This is a genomic window from Peteryoungia aggregata LMG 23059, from assembly GCF_030814435.1.
Lineage (GTDB): Bacteria > Pseudomonadota > Alphaproteobacteria > Rhizobiales > Rhizobiaceae > Allorhizobium > Allorhizobium aggregatum.
In genome coordinates this window covers 271713-288844 of the sequence record NZ_JAUSUW010000006.1, presented here as the reverse complement: position 1 = coordinate 288844, position 17132 = coordinate 271713, and the positions used below count along the sequence as shown (strand labels likewise).

The window sequence follows — 17132 nt, the reverse complement described above, 5'->3', positions numbered from 1 at the left end:
CCTCGCATGGCGGCGGCATCACAAACCGGCCGGGCAGACGGCGAGAACAAGTCGGGATTTAAATTCTTATTAAGCAGACGCTCATAGACTCGTTGCAACCTATCGAAGTCAGGAGCACCATCTTGCGCCCACAAGCTGCCCTTTCATCCGCACCTGGTGCTGGCGGGATCGAGATCTCATGCCTTCCCTGGCCAGCCGCATGGCTCGACCCTGATGGCACGATCCGCGCCATGAACGAGCCGATGCGGACCGCGCTCGGCCAGGCGGCTTCGGTGGGAGGCAATCTTGCGGAAGGTCTGCAAAACGGGGACGGATCAAGATTGATCCTGGCACTGAGCCGCCTCATGGACGGTTCCCCCTCCGCGCTGGAGGTACAGACCGCAGACGGCAACGCCCGCAACTTCATCGCCACGCTTGCCCGGCCAGTCCCCGAGCCTCGTGACGCCCCTCTCCTCCTTCAGCTCAGCGAGATCACCGAGCTTCGTCGACAGCTCCATGACGTGCAGGAGCGAGAAAGCCGCTGGAACCATGCGCTTGTCAGCTCCATCTCGGGCGTCTGGGATCAGCGCAGCAGCGGGGAGTTGTATTACTCGGACGTCTGGCGACAGATCAGGGGCCTTGGGCCGGACGACACCTATCCGCCAACGACGGAGGAGTGGCTGAAAATCGTCCATCCCCAGGATCGCGAGCGCGTGCTTCACTGCATCGAGCGTCAGAATGCCGGTGATCCCGACTACACAGTATTTCAGTACCGGGAATTGCACAGGGATGGCCATTATGCCTGGATTGAATGCCGCGGCGCCTGCGTCGAACGCGACGCCGATGGCAAACCCACCCGTATCGTTGGCACGGATACCGACATCACAGCCCGCAAGGCACAGGAGGAGTGGCTCGAAGGCCTTTCACGGCGGCTGAAACTTGCGGTGGACATCTCCGGGATCGGCATCTTCGAAACCGACTTCGAAGTCGGCAGAAGCGAATGGGATGAAGGCATGCGCCGGATCTTCGAGGTCGAAGCCGATCACGACATCCAGCTCGGCGGTTTCTGGGAGAGCAAACTGCATCCCGATGACCGAAGCCGTACGCTGGCCAATGTGGCAGCCAAGATCGCCGAACTGAAGCCCTTCACCGACAACTACCGGATCATCGCCAAGGATGGCAGCATCCGCTACATCCGTTCCAACAGCCTGCCTTATGTCGATCAGGACGGCAAATTGAAGATGATCGGCGTCAATTGGGATGTCACGGAGGACCAGCGCCTCAGGCAGGAACTGGAAACCCAGAAAACCATCGCCGAGACACGCAGCACCGAGATGGAAAAGACGCGGCTTGCTGCCGAGCACTCGGCCTTGCACGACTATCTGACTGGTCTACCAAACCGCCGCTATCTTGAGGCAAAGCTCGATGAATGGCGTGCGGGCAAGGGCAATCTCGGCTCCGGGATCGCCATCCTGCACATTGACCTCGACCGGTTCAAGCAGATCAACGACACACTGGGACACGGCGCCGGTGACGCCATGCTGTCTATCGCAGCCAGGATCTTGCGCGATAACATCAGGCTGACAGACTTCGCCGCGCGCATCGGCGGCGACGAATTTGTCGTATTGATCGATCACGATGGCGCCACACCCGCACTCGCCGCAATCGCAAGTCGCATCATCGCCCAGATGCGGCAGCCGGCTTTCTACAACGGTCAGGAATGCCGCTTTGGCGCCAGCATCGGCATAGCCCACACGCTGGTCCGCGACATCGATCCGAAGCAATTGCTGCAGAATGCGGATATCGCGCTCTACAAGGCGAAACATCTGGGCCGCAACCGCTATGAATTCTATGCGCAGGCAAGTCGCACCATGCTTGCAGATGCCAGCCGCCTGTCGAGCGAGCTCATGCGCGCGTTGGAAAACAACGAGATCTTCCCGTATTACCAACTGCAGTTCGACGCACGCACCCGCGAAGTGGTTGGGGCCGAGTGCCTCGCCAGATGGCGACATCCGATCAGGGGGATCCTCGGACCCGACAAGTTCCTCGCGACCGCGGAAGAATACGGAATCCTCGCACAGATCGACGGCCTCATACTCGAGAAGGCCCTTCTCGACCTCGAAGCCTGGCGCGCCGAGGGGATCGCGCCACCAAAGATATCGGTGAATGTCTCCGCCAGACGCCTGACCGACCCGGAACTCGCCCGCGGCCTCTCCGACCTGGACATCAAGCCGGGTACGGTTTCTTTCGAACTGCTGGAAAGCGTATTTCTCGATCGACAGGACGCGGCCGTGATGGGCAATCTGGACATGCTGCGACGTCTGGAGATTGACGTTGAAATCGATGACTTCGGCACCGGTCACGCATCAATCGTTGGCCTGCTCAATCTCAAGCCGACAACCCTGAAGATCGACCGGCAGCTCATCGAGCATATCCCTGAAAGCCAGGAGCAGCGAATACTGGTCAAGTCGATCATCCAGATCGCCCGTTCGCTCGGAATCAAAGTGACGGCAGAGGGCGTGGAAACGGAAGAGCACGCCCGCATTCTCGGGCGCCTTGGTTGTGATGTCCTGCAGGGCTACGGCCTTGCATGGCCGGCAGGCTTCGCTGAAGCAACCCAACTCCTGAACAAGCACAAAAAATCCGCCCCGGCCTGACGCCCGGGCGGATCAGTGTAGCCCGCTATCGCAGATCAGGCGTTCTGGATCTGATCGATCGCCTGGCCGAGGAACTCCACCATCTTGGCGCGCAGTTCTTCGTCAGTAATCGACACGCCGCCAGCCGTCAGGTCACCCTTGACCTTGCGGATCACGTCTTCGTCACCGGCTTCCTCGAAATCGGCAGCGACCACTTCCTTTGCATAGGCATCCGGATCGGCCTTGCCGAGGAGACCGGCGGCCCACAGGCCAAGGAGTTTGTTGCGGCGGGCTTCCGCCTTGAAACGAAGCTCCTGGTCATGTGCGAACTTGTTTTCGAAAGCCTTTTCGCGATCACTGATGCCGCTCATATCGATCTCCCATTTTATGCCGCCGTCGTGCGGTTTCGTTTCCCCATTAATCAAAAGGGAGTACAAAGTGCAATGCAAACTTCCGCGAGTCCGGGTGAGTCCTTGGCGGCGCGACGTTTTGGCAGGAAGGGGTGAACTGCGCATTGTGAAAACCGAGGTTTTCCGTTAAGGGACCGCTTCAAAGACCGATCCACTGCGTCCGCGCTTTTGCGCCGGGATGCCAACAACAGAGAAAACCACCCATGAACCGTCGCCGCCGCGTTTACGAGGGCAAGGCAAAGATCCTCTATGAGGGTCCCGAGCCCGGCACGCTGATCCAGTTCTTCAAGGATGATGCCACGGCATTCAACAAGAAGAAGCATGAAGTCATCGACGGAAAAGGCGTTCTGAACAACCGTATCTCCGAATACGTGTTCACGCATCTCAACAAGATCGGCATCCCGACCCATTTCATCCGCCGCATGAACATGCGTGAGCAGCTGATCAAGGAAGTCGAGATCATCCCGCTTGAGATCGTCGTGCGCAATGTCGCCGCCGGCTCGCTTTCGACACGCCTCGGCATCGAGGAAGGCATTGTCCTGCCGCGCTCGATCATCGAATTCTACTACAAGTCCGACGCGCTTGCGGACCCCATGGTCTCCGAAGAGCACATCACCGCGTTTGGCTGGGCCAATCCTGCCGAACTCGACGACATCATGGCGCTCGCCATCCGCGTCAACGACTTCCTGTCGGGCCTTTTCCTCGGCATCGGCATCCAGCTCGTCGACTTCAAGATCGAATGCGGCCGCCTCTACGAAGGCGACATGATGCGCATCATCCTGGCCGACGAAATCTCGCCGGACAGCTGCCGCCTCTGGGACATCGAGACGCGCGAAAAGCTCGACAAGGACCGCTTCCGCCAGGATCTGGGCGGGCTTCTCGAAGCCTATCAGGAAGTCGCCCGCCGTCTCGGCATCATGAATGAAAACGAACCGGTGCGCGGCACTGGCCCGGTTCTCGTCAAGTAAGTTTTGGAGAAGAGATCAGTGATCAAGGCACGTGTCACCGTTACCCTGAAGAACGGCGTCCTCGACCCACAGGGCAAGGCCATCGAAGGCGCTCTCGGCGCACTCGGCTTCGACGGCGTCGGCCAGGTCCGCCAGGGCAAGGTCTTCGACCTCGAAGTCGAAGGTTCTGACAAGACCAAGGCGGAAGCCGACCTCAAGGCCATGTGTGAAAAGCTCCTCGCCAACACGGTTATCGAGAATTATACTATCTCCATCGCCTGAGGGTTGAAGGAGATGCACGATGGCCGAGATCACCAGCGAGTTGATGTTCGAGCTTCTGACGAAGCTCCATCAGAAACTTGACAGGGTCGACTTCGCCATCAGCGAGTTGCGCGCGGATAATCAGACAATACGCGCGCAACTTCATGCGCTGCAAGGTGACGTGAATAACCTGCGCGCAACAGTCGGACACTTCGAAAGCCGGTTAGACCGGATCGACAATCGTCTGGAACTGCGCGAGTTCCAGGAAGCCCAGCTAAGGTTTGAGTCACAGCCATGAAATCAGCCGTCGTCCAGCTCCCAGGCCTCAATCGTGACCGCGACATGATCGCGGCTCTCACCAAGATCTCCGGCCATGCGCCCGTCACGATCTGGCAGACCGAGACTGATATTCCGGATGTTGACCTGATCGTCATCCCCGGCGGCTTCTCCTATGGCGACTATCTGCGCTGCGGCGCGATCGCCGCCCGCATGCCGGTCATGCAGGCGATCAAGGAAAAGGCCGAGCAGGGCGTCAAGGTCATCGGCGTCTGCAACGGCTTCCAGATCCTGGTCGAAGCCGGCATGCTGCCGGGCGCCCTGATGCGCAATCAGTCGCTCAAGTTCGTGTGCAAGGAGATCAAGCTGGAAGTGGTGAACGCCGATACCGACTTCAGCCGCGCCTATGCCAAGGGCCAGATCATCCGCTGCCCGGTCGCTCACCACGACGGCAACTACTTCGCCGATGCCGAGACGCTGAAGACGATCGAGGGCAATGGCCAGGTGGTCTTCCGCTATGCCGACGGCACCAATCCGAACGGCTCGATGAACGATATCGCCGGCGTCATTAACGCCCGCGGCAACGTTCTTGGCATGATGCCGCATCCGGAGAACCTGATCGAGGCTGCCCATGGTGGCAATGACGGTCGCGGCATCTTCGCCTCGGCACTCGACGTCATCGCGGCCTGAAGTAAGCTTCGCTTAACCACAGACCTTTAAGGGAAGGCGGCAGTCAGCCGAAAGATCGCCATGCGCCGCTTCGCCTTCTCCCTTGTACTCCTTGCAGCAGTCGGCCTAGCCGCCTGCAAGCCCGAGGCACCACGCCCGCCGGCAAGCGGTCAGTCCGCCCTCGACATCATGGAAAAGGTTGCAGTCGCCGCGAACCGTTGCTGGTTCAAGTCCGGAGACCCCGCATTCAAGACCTACCAGTTGTCGCCTGAACTCAGCTCCTTCTCCGGTCGTCCAAGGATCCTCCTGGTTCGCAAGGGATCACGGGACGACCGCCCCGTTCTCGTGGTCCAGGCTGAGGGAAAGCCTCCGCGCCTCGACGCTTTCGGCCCTCTTCTGAACGAGGATCTCGCGCTGCGGATCCGCCAGGATGTCGTTCGCTGGGCAAATGGCAAGAAAGACTGCTGATCAGAACGGCGGCTGAAAAGGTCGATCCAGCAAAAGCAGCTTCGACTTCCTGATTTCCCGCTCAGCCATGTCAGGCGTCAGACCGACATCCCGCAACTGCAGCTCCGTCAGTTGACAGAGATGGGCGCGCGTCCTGCGCCGACGCCACCAGAGCTTGAGCCGTGTCATGACGCCACTCAGCGAGAACACCGCGCCCACTGGCGCGGGCACGACAGCCTCGACGGCATGACCCGTCGCGATTGTATCGATTGTTACCATTTCGACCACTCCTGACGTATCGGCTTCTACAAGCAGTCTATGAATTGACTCCATTGAGGTGACAATCTATATAATTGTCATCATGACAAATTGGCTTCCTGCTCTCGACACTGGCACCGGCCCGCTCTACATCCGCATTGCGGATGAGGCTGAAAGCGCCATTAAATCAGGCGCGCTGCCTCATGGGGCAAAGCTGCCACCGCAGCGTGATCTGGCTTATGACGTTGGGGTGACAATCGGGACAATATCCCGTGCCTACGCCTTGTTGCGTGAGCGCGGTCTGGTCACGGGTGAAGTTGGCCGTGGCACTTATGTGCAGGCCAGCGGTGACGGAACCCTGCCGGCCCGCGATCCGGTAAGCCTCAATTTCGGCGGCACGCGTGCCATCACGCCGCCCCCCGGCAAGCTGCGCTTCGACACGACGGCCGCGATCGACGTCGGCCAGGCGGAGATCGTCGGTCGCATCATGGCCGAGATCGCAGCATCGCATCCGGGCGAGATTTCGAGCTACACCCGAACCCTTTCTCCCGACTGGCTGGAGGCAGGCCGGCAATGGCTGTCATCAGGCAGCTGGACACCCGATGCCGAACAGATCCTTCCACAACTTGGCGTGCATGCTGGCGTCAACGCCGTCGTCGCCGCCGTCAGCGGCGCCGGCGACCGGATTGTCTGCGAACACCTCACCTATTCCCAGGTGTCGCGCAGCGCGAACCTGATGGGCCGCCAGATTGCACTGGTTGATTCGGATCAGGATGGCATCCTGCCTGAGGATTTCGAGCGGGTCTGCGCCCGCGAACATCCCAAGGCCGCCTTCATCATGTCGTCGGGGCAGAATCCGACGCTTGCGACCATCCCGCTCTCCCGCCGCAAGGAGATTGTCGACATCGCCCGCAAATACAATGTCTGGCTGATCGAGGACTATCTCTATGGCGGCATGGTCGACGACGGGATCCCGCTGCTGGCAGAGCTTGCCCCGGACCGCACCTTCCTGCTCAACGGCCTGTCGAAGTCGGTGGCGGCCGGCGTGCGCGGCGGCTGGGTCGCCTGCCCACCCCACATGAGCCAGCGCGTCCGCGTCACCCAGAAGATGGTGAGCGGCGGCTTGCCCTTCCTTCTCGCTGAACTCTCTGCTCGGCTGGTATTGTCGGGTGCTGCAGGGGAAATCCGCGGCAAGGTGCTAGCGGAAATCGGCGCGCGCGAAGCGGTCGTTCGCGAGCTCTTTGCCGGCAAGGACTTCCGCTCCCATCCCCGCCTGCCCTTCTTCTGGCTGAAGCTTCCCGAACCCTGGATGTCCGGCACCTTCAAGCAGGCTGTCCTCGATGCCGATGTCCTGATCGACGACGAGGACGAGTTCAAGCCCGCCCGTTCGTCGCGGGTCTATCACCATGTCCGCGTCGGCTTTAGCGAGGGTCGCGAACGCGCGATTTCGGTCGAAGGATTGAAGACGGTTCGGCGCATCCTCGACCAGTCGCCGCTCGGCACCAGTGCCATCGTCTGACCATCGGGAATAGCCAAGGCTTCTTGCGCTGGAAAGCCGCAGGAAAGGCCTGATTGCGCGCATTTTTCAAGTGCGCCGGGCGCAGGCTTGGGTTATAGCCTGCCTCGAAACCGATCTCCCACCGATCTCCATTGCCCTGAGAGCCAGATGACCGTTTCCAACTCCCGTCCCATCACCGCAGAATTGATCGCAAGCCATGGCCTCAAGCCGGACGAATACGATCGCATCCTGAACCTGATCGGACGCGAGCCGACCTTCACCGAGCTCGGGATCTTCTCGGCGATGTGGAACGAGCACTGCTCCTACAAGTCTTCCAAGAAGTGGCTGAAGACGCTGCCGACCAAGGGCCCGCGTGTCATCCAGGGACCGGGCGAAAACGCCGGTGTCGTCGATATCGACGACGGCGACGTCGTGGTCTTCAAGATGGAGAGCCACAACCATCCGTCCTACATCGAGCCCTATCAGGGCGCGGCGACCGGCGTCGGCGGCATTCTGCGTGACGTCTTCACCATGGGCGCCCGTCCGGTGGCCGCCATGAACGCCCTGCGCTTCGGCGCGCCCGATCACCCGAAGACCAAGCATCTGGTGGACGGCGTCGTCGCCGGTGTCGGCGGTTACGGCAACTCCTTCGGCGTTCCCACAGTCGGTGGTGAGGTCGAATTCGACGCTCGCTACAACGGCAATATCCTCGTCAACGCCTTTGCCGCAGGCCTCGCCAAGTCCGATGGCATCTTCCTGTCCCAGGCCAAGGGAGTCGGCCTGCCGGTCGTCTATCTCGGCGCAAAGACCGGCCGCGACGGCGTCGGTGGCGCCACCATGGCATCGGCCGAATTCGACGAGTCGATTGAAGAGAAGCGCCCGACCGTGCAGGTCGGCGACCCCTTCACCGAGAAGTGCCTGCTCGAAGCCTGCCTCGAATTGATGAAGACTGGCGCCGTCATCGCCATCCAGGACATGGGGGCTGCGGGCCTCACCTGCTCGGCTGTCGAAATGGGCGCCAAGGGCGACCTCGGCATCGAGTTGCAGCTCGACAAGGTGCCGGTGCGCGAAGAGCGCATGACGGCTTATGAAATGATGCTGTCGGAAAGCCAGGAGCGCATGCTCATGGTGCTCGAGCCCTCCAAGGAAGAGGTCGCCAAGGCGATCTTCGTCAAGTGGGGCCTCGATTTCGCGATTGTCGGCTACACCACCGACGACCTGCGCTTCCGCGTCATCCATCAGGGCGAAGAAGTCGCGAACCTGCCGATCAAGGAACTCGGCGACGAAGCCCCGGAATACGATCGTCCGTGGATCGAGCCGAAGATCCCGGCCCCGCTCACCGAGAACGACATCCCGGCCGGTGACGTCGCAGACGCGCTGCTGAAGCTGGTCGGTTCCGCCAACAACTCGTCGCGCCGCTGGGTCTATGAGCAGTATGACACGCTGATCCAGGGCAATTCGCTCCAGCTTCCGGGCGGCGATGCCGGCGTCATCCGTGTCGAAGGCCACGCCTCCAAGGCGCTCGCCTTCTCCTCCGACGTCACGCCGCGTTACGTCGAGGCAGATCCCTTCGAAGGCGGCAAGCAGGCGGTTGCCGAATGCTGGCGCAACATCACCGCGACCGGCGCTCTGCCGCTGGCGGCCACCGACAACCTGAACTTCGGCAATCCCGAGCGCCCTGAGATCATGGGCCAGTTCGTCTTTGCGATCAAAGGCATCGGCGAGGCCTGCCTCGCACTCGACTTCCCGATCGTCTCGGGCAATGTCTCGCTCTACAACGAGACCAACGGCCAGGGCATCCTGCCGACCCCGACGATTGCCGGCGTTGGCCTGATGAAAGACTGGAAGAAGATGGCCCGAATCCGCTTTGCCGCTCAGGGCGAAGCCATCCTGCTGGCCGGCGCGCCGTCAAGCTGGGGCACGCATCTCGGCCAGTCCTGCTACCTGCGCGACATTCATGGTCGCACGGATGGGCCGGCACCGCATGTCGATCTCACGCATGAAAAGAAAGTCGGCGATTTCGTCCGTAGCCTGATCCAGGACGGTCTCGCAACCGCCGTTCACGACTGCTCATCCGGCGGCCTCGGCCTTGCTGTCGCTGAAATGGCCATGGCCTCGGGCATCGGCGCGCATGTCAACGCCTTGAACGATGCAAATCCCGTCGCTGTATTCTACGGTGAAGACCAGGGCCGCTACGTCCTGACGGTCAGGGAAGCCGATGTCGATAAGGTGCAGGTCCGTGCCGAAGCCGCCGGCGTCTTCTGCCCGTGGATCGGCCGCACCGGCGGTTCGAACCTCGTGCTCGGCGATGCCAAGCCGGTCGCGGTCGAGGAACTGAAGAAGGCCCACGAAGCCTGGTTCCCGGCGCTCATGGACGGCGAGCTGGCCTGAGGCATTCGATCACATGCCTGTGGAGCATGGGGTAGGCGCTGCCTGCCCCATTGAATCGCTTCTGCGAATGCACGATAGTTCTCGCATAGCTGATTTGCATGAGGGATCCATTACATGCCGATGAAACCAGGCGACATCGAAGACATGATCAAGGCCGGCATTCCGGGAGCGAAGGTCGTCATCCGCGACCTCGCCGGTGACGGAGATCACTATGCCGCCGAGGTCGTCGCGGAAGCCTTCCGCGGCAAGAGCCGCGTCCAGCAGCACCAGATGGTCTATGACGCCTTGAAGGGCAATATGGGTGGCGTTCTGCACGCGCTGGCATTGCAGACCAGCATTCCCGAATAACCGGCTGCATTGCTGCTGCGATATCAAAGGCCTGGCCCTTGGGACGGGCCTTTTTTCATGACCGCGCTTGGATCACCGGCGCCCGGGTCGAAACCAGCGACTCGAAGCTTTTCGCCGGGAGCGGTCCAGCCGTCATCAAGGTGAAGTCGAAGCCACTCGGCTGATCGGGCCCGAGCACGTATTGTCGGTGCATCCTCAGAAAATCCCGCCGATTCTTCCTATAGCGCTCCGCCGACATCGCATGCTTGAAGCGGATGAAGACGAGCTTCGGCTGCGGCGCTTCGGGATGCCCCGACAACGCCACGGTGTGGCACTTGTAGAGATGGATCGGGTCGGTCAGACACTGGATGTCGAACCAGTCAACATCACGGTGACGTGCAAGCATCCCAATCCGGCGACGCAGGATGCTGGCGCTCGATAACAGGCTGCACTGCAGGGCAGCACCGCCCAGGGTCACGAAGATGATCCGCCGCCCTGCCACCATGTCCGGCGCCTTCTCGAGCAGCCGGCCGATCACCGAGATCGCAAAATTGGCACCCATGCTATGGGATGTCACGAGTACTTCGTCCGACGGCTGCTTCAAGGCCTCGATCGCCTGATCAGCCGCCCGCTCGATCAATGACGCGACCTCCGACCGATTTTCCGCCAACGCCACCGCGAGCCGCCAGTCGGCCAGCAGATGCAAGACGTGATAGCGATCGGAAAACGGAATAACGCCGTGACGGACGACGAGATAGCCAGTCGGAATAGCCAGGAAGAACCACCAGGTCGACAAATCGAATGTAGACGGGATCACAGCGATATTGATGCCGAGTGCCAGACCGGCGGCCACAAAGAGGAAGGGAAAGAGGAAGAACAGACCAAAACGCCAGGCATGGCGGAGATACGCGACGGCACCGCCCTGGCGAACGACATCGAACCCGGCCTTGAAGCCCTTGGCGATCTGAACCCACAACGGCTCGGACCGCATCGCGGAGATCAGGCTGTTGTGATCGAAGACGTGAATATCTGAACGGGTCGACCAATCGGTCCCCTGGGCATCCACCAGGAAGTGCGCACCCTGCCCGTCCAAGGTCAGTGTTCCGACATCGAACCGGGCGTTCCACACCGCTGCTGCCTGTGTGGCCGAGCGCTTGTAGCGTTGACGATGCGCCTCGGCGTCCAGAGGTTCGAACCCTGGAAAATGCAGGAGGATACGGTTCTGGATCATCAATGCGGTCACTCTTTCGACGGCAGGCAGCCGCAGGTGGCGCTTGCTAGACGAGAATTGCGCTGATTAAAAGAGCGTATGGAACAAAACATTCCGCAAATGTGGAACATGAGGGGGCATACATGGCTGATCTCGTCGGCGACATCGTGAGCAACGTCGTGAAGGGCGTTCTCCAGGAGATCCTCAAGAAAACCGCCAAGAAGGGAACGACGCGCCGCCGCAAGCGCCAGACCCGCTCGACCACCACAGGCCGCTTCGTGCGAAAGACGACGAAGCGGGTGAAGGCGCCAGCCCGCAAGCAGGTGAGCCGCCGACGCACCGCTGCCAAACGCAGCCGCCAGCGCACGCGTTAATTCCTTGCCCACGCAAATACGCCACTGGCAAAACGATGGCCGTGTTGCTATTTCTACGCCAGAACGAAGCTGCCGCCTTGAACGGCATGTGAAAAGGAAAGACACCATGAGCGCTCACGAATTCATCGACAACGAAGTCAAGACAAACGATGTCGTCCTGTTCATGAAGGGCAGCCCGCAGTTTCCGCAGTGTGGTTTCTCCGGCCAGGTGGTGCAGATTCTCGACTACCTCGGCGTTGACTACAAGGGCGTGAACGTCCTTGCCGATATGGAAATCCGCGAAGGCATCAAGCAGTATTCCAACTGGCCGACGATCCCACAGCTCTACATCAAGGGTGAGTTTGTCGGTGGCTGCGACATCGTCCGCGAGATGTTCCAGGCCGGCGAACTTCAGAAGCACTTCGAAGACCAGGGCATCGCCGTCCGCGGCGCTGCCTGACCCTACCGGCCGAAAGGCCTGCAAAAATCTCAAGGTAATGAAGGCGTTGCCCCAAGCAGCGCCTTCATGCCGTTTCAAGGTTTTAATTCATGTCAGTTTCATTACAGCCCTCTCCCAAGACACTTGGGGGCATGGGACGTGCCGAATTCATCGCCCTGATGGCGTTCCTCATGGCGCTCAATGCGCTCGCCATCGACATCATGCTGCCCGGCCTGCAGGAAATCGGTGCAGCGCTCAATGTCGAAAACGAGAACCATCGGCAATATGTCGTCTCGGCCTATCTGATCGGCTTCGGCATCGCGCAGTTGTTCTACGGCCCGATCGCCGACCGGTTTGGCAGACGCATCCCGATGATCGTGGGCCTCGCCATCTACGTGGTGTCGTCGCTGGCCGTGGTCTTCGTGCCCTCCTTCGAATCTCTGCTGCTGCTGCGCTTCATCCAGGGCATCGGCTCAGCTGCCACCCGCGTCATCACCGTTTCGATCGTCCGTGACGTCTTCGGCGGCCGCCAGATGGCCGAAGTCATGTCGCTGATCATGATGGTCTTCATGGTCATCCCCGTTGTCGCACCCGGCACCGGCCAGGTGATCATGCTGTTCGGCGACTGGCACTGGATCTTCGTCTTCATGGCCGTGACCGCCCTGATCGTCGGGGTCTGGATGTATGTCCGCCTGCCGGAGACGCTTGCCCCCGAAGATGTCCGCCCCTTCACCGTCAAGGTCATCTTCGAGGGCTTCCGCATCGTGCTGACCAACCGCGTCGCACTCTGCTACACGATCGCCAGCACCTTCATCTTCGGCGCGCTGTTTGGCTTCATCAATTCGGCCCAGCAGGTCTATGTGGGCATCTATGGCCTCGGGGTCTGGTTCCCGGTAGCCTTTGCGGCGGTCGCCCTGTTCATGGCGCTCTCGTCCTTCGTCAACGCCAAGCTGGTTGGCCGCTTTGGCATGCGCAAGCTGTCGCACGGTTCGCTCATCGGCTTCATCGCCATCAACTTCGTCTGGCTGCTGGTACAGGTCCTCGGACCGCAGCCTATGCCCTTCTTCCTGTTCATCACCTTTTTCTCGCTGGCGATGTTCCAGTTCGGCTGGATCGGCTCGAACTTCAACTCGCTCGCCATGGAGCCACTGGGGCACGTCGCAGGCACCGCGTCTTCCGTTCTGGGATTCATGGGTACGATCGGCGGGTCAATCATCGGCGCGGCCATCGGCCAGGCCTTCAACGGCACGGCTCTGCCCATGGTCACGGGCTTTTTCGTGGTTTCGATCATCGGCCTCGTCTTCGTCCTGATCGGCGAAAAGGGTCGTCTGTTCCAGGCCCAGAACAAGCCCGTCTGAGCGAGCGTCTGCAGCAGTCCGATACAAGAAAGGCCCGGTCGATGCCGGGCCTTTCTCTTTGATCAATCAACGGTGAAGATCCGCTCTCGCAACTCCTGCCAGGCATCGGGATCGGACGCGATGAGAAGCCCACCCGTCGTATGATGCGGCAGATAGGGCGATCCGTCGAAGCGAGCCACATGCGCGCCCGCCTCCTGCATCATCAACGCACCGGTCAGATGGTCCCAAGGCATCAGCTTGTTGTACATGGCAAAGTCCATGTGCCCCTGACCGAGCAGGCGGTATTCATGCGCGGCACAGCGATAGCTGGTGAAGAGGCGCACTTCCGCCAGGTTGGAGAGGATTTTTCGGCGGGTCTCGATGTCGAAGAAGCCCGTATTGGCAATCCCGATCATCTGCTCGAGCGGGCCGCTCGGCCGCATCTGCATCTGCTCCTGAGAGCCATCCGGCCGGCACAGCCAGGCGCCAGAGCCCTTCTCGACGAGAGCCCAATCATTGCCGACGGGGTCGTAGATCACGCCGCCGATCGTTTCCCCCTTGGACACGACGGCGAGGATCATGCCGAACAATGTCAGGCCCGACGCAAAATTGAAGGTCCCGTCGATCGGATCCACGATCACCGCCAAATCGGCGCCCTTCACCCGATCGAGCAATGCCGGATCAGCCGCAACGGCCTCCTCCCCCACGAACAGCGCATCGGGCATCAGGCTCTCGATGCCCTTGCGGATGACACGCTCGGCTGCCTCATCGGCCTCGGTGACGAGATCGATCGCCTCCGTCTTCATCCTGATGTCGCCATCCCCCAGATTGCGGAAGCGCGGCAGGATCTCCTCGACGGCGGCCTCCTGCAGGAGATTGGCAAGGGCGGCGATGTCGATGGCAGCGGTCATGAAATCTCTCCGGTATCGGCTGTTTTCGAAGCGGGCGAAGGCGCCATTCGGCGCCCGCCTCTTCTAGCCGGATCATGACGGCCAAGTATAGAGCCCAGCCTGCGCGATGATGGTTGTCTGGCCTCGGCAAAAATGCATTATTTCGAAAAAACCGTTTCACGGAGCCTTACAGCATCATGCTTTCCCGGCGTGCCTTCCTCACGACAGCAACCCTCTCCCTCGCTGCCTCCGTCCTGCCTGCCGCCGCGGCCACACGCCGGCAACAGAAGGTGATGAATGGTCAGGTCTACCTGTTCCGGGGCTTCGCCAACATCTTCTCGACGGGCCTCGACACACTGGGCAAGTCGCTCCATGCCGAAGGAATCAAGGCAGAGGTGCTGTCCCTGCCGAAAGCCGATCTCTTCGCCAAGAAGATTGCCGAGCGCTATCGCGCAACGAAGCAGCAACGCCCTATCGTGCTCGTCGGCCATTCTCTCGGTGCCGATATCACCTTTGCAATCGCGAGCGCCCTGCAGCCTATGAAGATCCCTGTGGCCCTGATCATTAGCTTCGATCCGACGGGCAAGGGCCCGGTCCCCGGCAACGTCAAGAAGACGCTGAACTTCTACACAGGCGGCGAGGCGATCTGGTCACCGGTCACACCGGCGCCGGGCTTCAAGGGTGAACTGGCCAACATAAACCTCCGGGAGGGAGACGACGCCATCAAGGGGATTGGCCACTTCAACGTCGAAAAGAACCCGGCCTTGCATGCCCGCGCACTGAAGGAAATTTCGCGCGCGCTCAAGCGGCGCTGATCGACCTTAGAAGATACCGGGGACCAGGCGGCTGGTCCGCGCGCAATAGGCATCATATTCGGCACCGAAGGTCTGGCGCATCATCGCCTCTTCCTTTGACTGCCTTGAGGCATAGAGCGCGATGACCGCAACAAGACCAGCAAGCCCCGCGATCCAGTTCGGGATGAGCAAGGCTTGCGTCACACCCCAGAGAAGGAACGAGGCATACATCGGATGCCGAACATGGGCATAGACGCCCTGCGTGACCAGCTGATGTCCTTCGCGCACCTCGAGCGTCACCGACCAGTTCTTGCCGAGATCCTTGTGGCTGCGCCGGAACAGCCACAGAAACGCGACCCCAGCAAGCAATCCCGCGATCAGCAGCAGTAGGCCCTGATCACGATCAGCAATCCCCTGCAGCGCACCGAGACGCCAGGCGATCGGCATGACGACAAGCCCGAGAACGCAGAAACCGAGGAGCGACATGTCCAGCGCCGTGCGCTTGTCGATGGCCGTCTTCTGTCGCCGGGCCCGGCGCATTGCGGGATAACGCATGGCGCACCAGCTCGCCAGCATAAGCGCCCAGAGCACGAAGGTCAGTCTTGTCACGTCGTCAACTCCGTCTGCTTGCAAGTCACTGCCGGAGACAGGGGCAACCGGTCGGGAGCGACCGCCTCCAGCCGTCTCGTACCACAGCAGATCATCAGGAAATCATAGAAATAGCACCGGCTGTTGGCCGAAATGAACTGGTAATGGACCCGGAAGAAATTGCGCTTGATCCGCTTGTAGGCCTCAGGCTGCAACATCTCTCGAAACCGCACCTGAAACATCCGCGGAAAGGCATCAGCCCGGTCATGCGAAAGGCCGGCCATGCGAAAGGGGTCGCATTTGTAAAAATTGATGATGTCGGTCAGCGCCTGAAACTCGATCCACCTGATGGATTGATGCTGCGCGAGGGTTTCGAGCCGCGCCCGCGCACGGACAGCCGCCGGATGCAGGGCAATCTTCAGTGACGTGGAGCCGATAGTAAGCAGGGTGAAGTCGATTTTCCTGTCTTCCGACCCAAGTCGCTGCACCAGCCGATCCGCGACGTCGAGGATGATCGCGCCACCCGTCGAATGACCGACCAGCAAAACCTCATCATAGGGGGCAGCCGCTGTGCGCTCGGCAATCAGCGCCGCCCATGCGTCGATGCGCTCATCCATCTCGGGACGTCTGCAACGCAGGTGCTCACGACTGAAAGACCAGAGATCCATGAGGTGGAAAACGAAATAGCGCCGCCCGATATAGCGTCCGAAAACCACGGCAATCAACAGACCGACCACAGCCGCCAAGACAGATGCGCCCGGAAACATAAGGCTGGCGACAAGTCGGTAGGCCAGCGTGCCGAGCCAGGCAGACGCTGCAAGCACAACCATCGGATACAGAAAATAGAGGGCGAAGCGCCAATTGGCGTGGAAAAAGCGGAACATCGTGCCGCTGAAGACATAGTCCCCAAAAGCGACGATGTAGGCAAAGAGCCGCATGGCAAAGGGCCGCGCACCGTCACGTCGTACGATATCGTCGAAACTGAGAAAGGTGAGCTCCGACCGGCAGCTGCCATCCAAACCGTGATAGTCGGCTGCCGCCGTCGCAGCGATACCGCCAGCCAGTGACTGCGGCTCCGCCAACTCGGCTCCCACGGACCAGCAGCTCCGGAACCGCTCAAGCTCGCGACGGATACGCCGAAAGAAGCCGGCCGCATCATTGCGCTCGTACCCCCCGACGAGAAACACGGCGCGCCGCGTCACCGGAGGCTGAGTGAACCCAGACATCCAAACTCCCACACGCATTCCCCACGCCGGCCCCGAAGATCACGGCATCCCTTCGGTCGCTAATCTGCAAGATGGCGGATGGACAGTCCAGTCAAAGTCGCAAGCACTTTCGGAAATACTGAGATTTCCTGTGTCTTGTCAAAAAATGCCGTGGCAATCATTGGCCTGTCGGGATTTCTGCAACGGAGCATGGCGT

At 60.7% G+C, this 17132-nt stretch carries 19 protein-coding genes; 13 read left to right on the top strand and 6 right to left on the bottom strand.

Going from position 1 to position 17132, the window contains the following annotated elements; translation table 11 throughout:
- Positions 1-122 precede the first annotated feature (122 nt).
- Positions 123-2636 (top strand): EAL domain-containing protein, encoded by a 2514-nt coding sequence (locus J2045_RS12580; protein WP_307373122.1) that lies wholly within the window; start codon positions 123-125, stop codon positions 2634-2636.
- Positions 2637-2671: 35 nt separating this feature from the next.
- Here the strand turns inward: J2045_RS12580 and J2045_RS12575 are convergent, their stop codons facing one another.
- A complete protein-coding gene (locus J2045_RS12575; protein WP_307373121.1) occupies positions 2672-2986 on the bottom strand; it encodes a DUF1476 domain-containing protein in 315 nt (104 codons plus the stop codon).
- Positions 2987-3228: 242 nt separating this feature from the next.
- Here J2045_RS12575 and purC point away from each other — a divergent pair, with 242 nt between their 5' ends.
- The 5 genes from purC to J2045_RS12550 are packed head-to-tail and all read left to right on the top strand — an operon-like array spanning position 3229 to position 5646.
- Entirely contained in the window at positions 3229-3993 is a 765-nt protein-coding gene (purC, locus tag J2045_RS12570) for a phosphoribosylaminoimidazolesuccinocarboxamide synthase (RefSeq protein WP_307373120.1), read from the top strand.
- 18 nt (positions 3994-4011) lie between these two features.
- Entirely contained in the window at positions 4012-4254 is a 243-nt protein-coding gene (purS, locus tag J2045_RS12565; protein ID WP_307373119.1) for a phosphoribosylformylglycinamidine synthase subunit PurS, read from the top strand.
- A gap of 19 nt (positions 4255-4273) precedes the next feature.
- On the top strand, positions 4274-4531 hold the full coding sequence (locus tag J2045_RS12560) for a hypothetical protein (RefSeq protein WP_307373118.1): 258 nt from the start codon (positions 4274-4276) through the stop codon (positions 4529-4531).
- Positions 4528-5199, top strand: coding sequence for a phosphoribosylformylglycinamidine synthase subunit PurQ (purQ, locus tag J2045_RS12555; protein WP_307373117.1), 672 nt, complete (start codon positions 4528-4530; stop codon positions 5197-5199). Before J2045_RS12560 ends, purQ begins: the two co-directional genes overlap by 4 nt.
- 60 nt (positions 5200-5259) lie before the next feature.
- Positions 5260-5646, top strand: coding sequence for a hypothetical protein (locus J2045_RS12550; protein WP_307373116.1), 387 nt, complete (start codon positions 5260-5262; stop codon positions 5644-5646).
- Here the strand turns inward: J2045_RS12550 and J2045_RS12545 are convergent, their stop codons facing one another.
- Positions 5647-5904 carry a DUF1127 domain-containing protein gene (locus J2045_RS12545; protein WP_307373115.1) on the bottom strand — a complete coding sequence of 86 codons (258 nt, stop codon included), beginning with the start codon at positions 5902-5904 and terminating at the stop codon, positions 5647-5649.
- 82 nt (positions 5905-5986) lie between these two features.
- Between J2045_RS12545 and J2045_RS12540 the strand changes: the two genes are divergently transcribed.
- The 3 genes from J2045_RS12540 to J2045_RS12530 all read left to right on the top strand — a co-directional run bounded on the left by J2045_RS12540 (position 5987) and on the right by J2045_RS12530 (position 10120).
- Entirely contained in the window at positions 5987-7402 is a 1416-nt protein-coding gene (locus J2045_RS12540) for an aminotransferase-like domain-containing protein (protein WP_307373114.1), read from the top strand.
- Between the two features lie 147 nt (positions 7403-7549).
- Positions 7550-9772 (top strand): phosphoribosylformylglycinamidine synthase subunit PurL, encoded by a 2223-nt coding sequence (purL, locus tag J2045_RS12535; protein ID WP_307373113.1) that lies wholly within the window; start codon positions 7550-7552, stop codon positions 9770-9772.
- A 114-nt stretch (positions 9773-9886) separates the two neighbouring features.
- The gene (locus tag J2045_RS12530; protein ID WP_062278593.1) at positions 9887-10120 is read left to right on the top strand and encodes a BolA/IbaG family iron-sulfur metabolism protein; all 234 of its coding nucleotides are present in this window, start codon (positions 9887-9889) and stop codon (positions 10118-10120) included.
- A gap of 55 nt (positions 10121-10175) precedes the next feature.
- Here the strand turns inward: J2045_RS12530 and J2045_RS12525 are convergent, their stop codons facing one another.
- The gene (locus tag J2045_RS12525; protein ID WP_307373112.1) at positions 10176-11330 is read right to left on the bottom strand and encodes a hypothetical protein; all 1155 of its coding nucleotides are present in this window, start codon (positions 11328-11330) and stop codon (positions 10176-10178) included.
- A gap of 122 nt (positions 11331-11452) precedes the next feature.
- Between J2045_RS12525 and J2045_RS12520 the strand changes: the two genes are divergently transcribed.
- The 3 genes from J2045_RS12520 to J2045_RS12510 all read left to right on the top strand — a co-directional run bounded on the left by J2045_RS12520 (position 11453) and on the right by J2045_RS12510 (position 13459).
- Positions 11453-11683, top strand: a complete 231-nt coding sequence (locus tag J2045_RS12520) for a hypothetical protein (protein ID WP_307373111.1) — start codon at positions 11453-11455, stop codon at positions 11681-11683.
- 106 nt (positions 11684-11789) lie between these two features.
- The gene (grxD, locus tag J2045_RS12515; protein WP_054149756.1) at positions 11790-12122 is read left to right on the top strand and encodes a Grx4 family monothiol glutaredoxin; all 333 of its coding nucleotides are present in this window, start codon (positions 11790-11792) and stop codon (positions 12120-12122) included.
- A gap of 131 nt (positions 12123-12253) precedes the next feature.
- Entirely contained in the window at positions 12254-13459 is a 1206-nt protein-coding gene (locus J2045_RS12510) for a multidrug effflux MFS transporter (protein WP_307373109.1), read from the top strand.
- A 62-nt stretch (positions 13460-13521) separates the two neighbouring features.
- Here J2045_RS12510 and J2045_RS12505 read toward each other — a convergent pair whose 3' ends face one another.
- Positions 13522-14349 (bottom strand): inositol monophosphatase family protein, encoded by an 828-nt coding sequence (locus J2045_RS12505; RefSeq protein WP_307373108.1) that lies wholly within the window; start codon positions 14347-14349, stop codon positions 13522-13524.
- Positions 14350-14525: 176 nt separating this feature from the next.
- Between J2045_RS12505 and J2045_RS12500 the strand changes: the two genes are divergently transcribed.
- Entirely contained in the window at positions 14526-15143 is a 618-nt protein-coding gene (locus J2045_RS12500) for a thioesterase domain-containing protein (protein ID WP_307373107.1), read from the top strand.
- A 6-nt stretch (positions 15144-15149) separates the two neighbouring features.
- Here J2045_RS12500 and J2045_RS12495 read toward each other — a convergent pair whose 3' ends face one another.
- Together J2045_RS12495 and J2045_RS12490 are read right to left on the bottom strand one after the other, a co-directional pair.
- A complete protein-coding gene (locus J2045_RS12495) occupies positions 15150-15731 on the bottom strand; it encodes a protein-S-isoprenylcysteine O-methyltransferase (protein WP_307373106.1) in 582 nt (193 codons plus the stop codon).
- Positions 15728-16936 (bottom strand): alpha/beta fold hydrolase, encoded by a 1209-nt coding sequence (locus J2045_RS12490; RefSeq protein WP_307373105.1) that lies wholly within the window; start codon positions 16934-16936, stop codon positions 15728-15730. Before J2045_RS12490 ends, J2045_RS12495 begins: the two co-directional genes overlap by 4 nt.
- Between the last annotated feature and the right edge of the window lie 196 nt (positions 16937-17132).

Coding starts and splice junctions, on each gene's coding strand:
- purC (WP_307373120.1), top strand. CDS start 3,229: ATGAACCGTCGCCGCCGCGTTTACGAGGGCAAGGCAAAGATCCTCTAT.
- J2045_RS12500 (WP_307373107.1), top strand. CDS start 14,526: ATGCTTTCCCGGCGTGCCTTCCTCACGACAGCAACCCTCTCCCTCGCT.
- J2045_RS12575 (WP_307373121.1), bottom strand. CDS start 2,986: ATGAGCGGCATCAGTGATCGCGAAAAGGCTTTCGAAAACAAGTTCGCA.
- J2045_RS12530 (WP_062278593.1), top strand. CDS start 9,887: ATGCCGATGAAACCAGGCGACATCGAAGACATGATCAAGGCCGGCATT.
- grxD (WP_054149756.1), top strand. CDS start 11,790: ATGAGCGCTCACGAATTCATCGACAACGAAGTCAAGACAAACGATGTC.
- purL (WP_307373113.1), top strand. CDS start 7,550: ATGACCGTTTCCAACTCCCGTCCCATCACCGCAGAATTGATCGCAAGC.
- J2045_RS12550 (WP_307373116.1), top strand. CDS start 5,260: ATGCGCCGCTTCGCCTTCTCCCTTGTACTCCTTGCAGCAGTCGGCCTA.
- J2045_RS12525 (WP_307373112.1), bottom strand. CDS start 11,330: ATGATCCAGAACCGTATCCTCCTGCATTTTCCAGGGTTCGAACCTCTG.
- J2045_RS12540 (WP_307373114.1), top strand. CDS start 5,987: ATGACAAATTGGCTTCCTGCTCTCGACACTGGCACCGGCCCGCTCTAC.
- J2045_RS12520 (WP_307373111.1), top strand. CDS start 11,453: ATGGCTGATCTCGTCGGCGACATCGTGAGCAACGTCGTGAAGGGCGTT.
- J2045_RS12505 (WP_307373108.1), bottom strand. CDS start 14,349: ATGACCGCTGCCATCGACATCGCCGCCCTTGCCAATCTCCTGCAGGAG.
- J2045_RS12510 (WP_307373109.1), top strand. CDS start 12,254: ATGGGACGTGCCGAATTCATCGCCCTGATGGCGTTCCTCATGGCGCTC.
- J2045_RS12560 (WP_307373118.1), top strand. CDS start 4,274: ATGGCCGAGATCACCAGCGAGTTGATGTTCGAGCTTCTGACGAAGCTC.
- J2045_RS12490 (WP_307373105.1), bottom strand. CDS start 16,936: ATGTCTGGGTTCACTCAGCCTCCGGTGACGCGGCGCGCCGTGTTTCTC.
- J2045_RS12545 (WP_307373115.1), bottom strand. CDS start 5,904: ATGGTAACAATCGATACAATCGCGACGGGTCATGCCGTCGAGGCTGTC.
- purQ (WP_307373117.1), top strand. CDS start 4,528: ATGAAATCAGCCGTCGTCCAGCTCCCAGGCCTCAATCGTGACCGCGAC.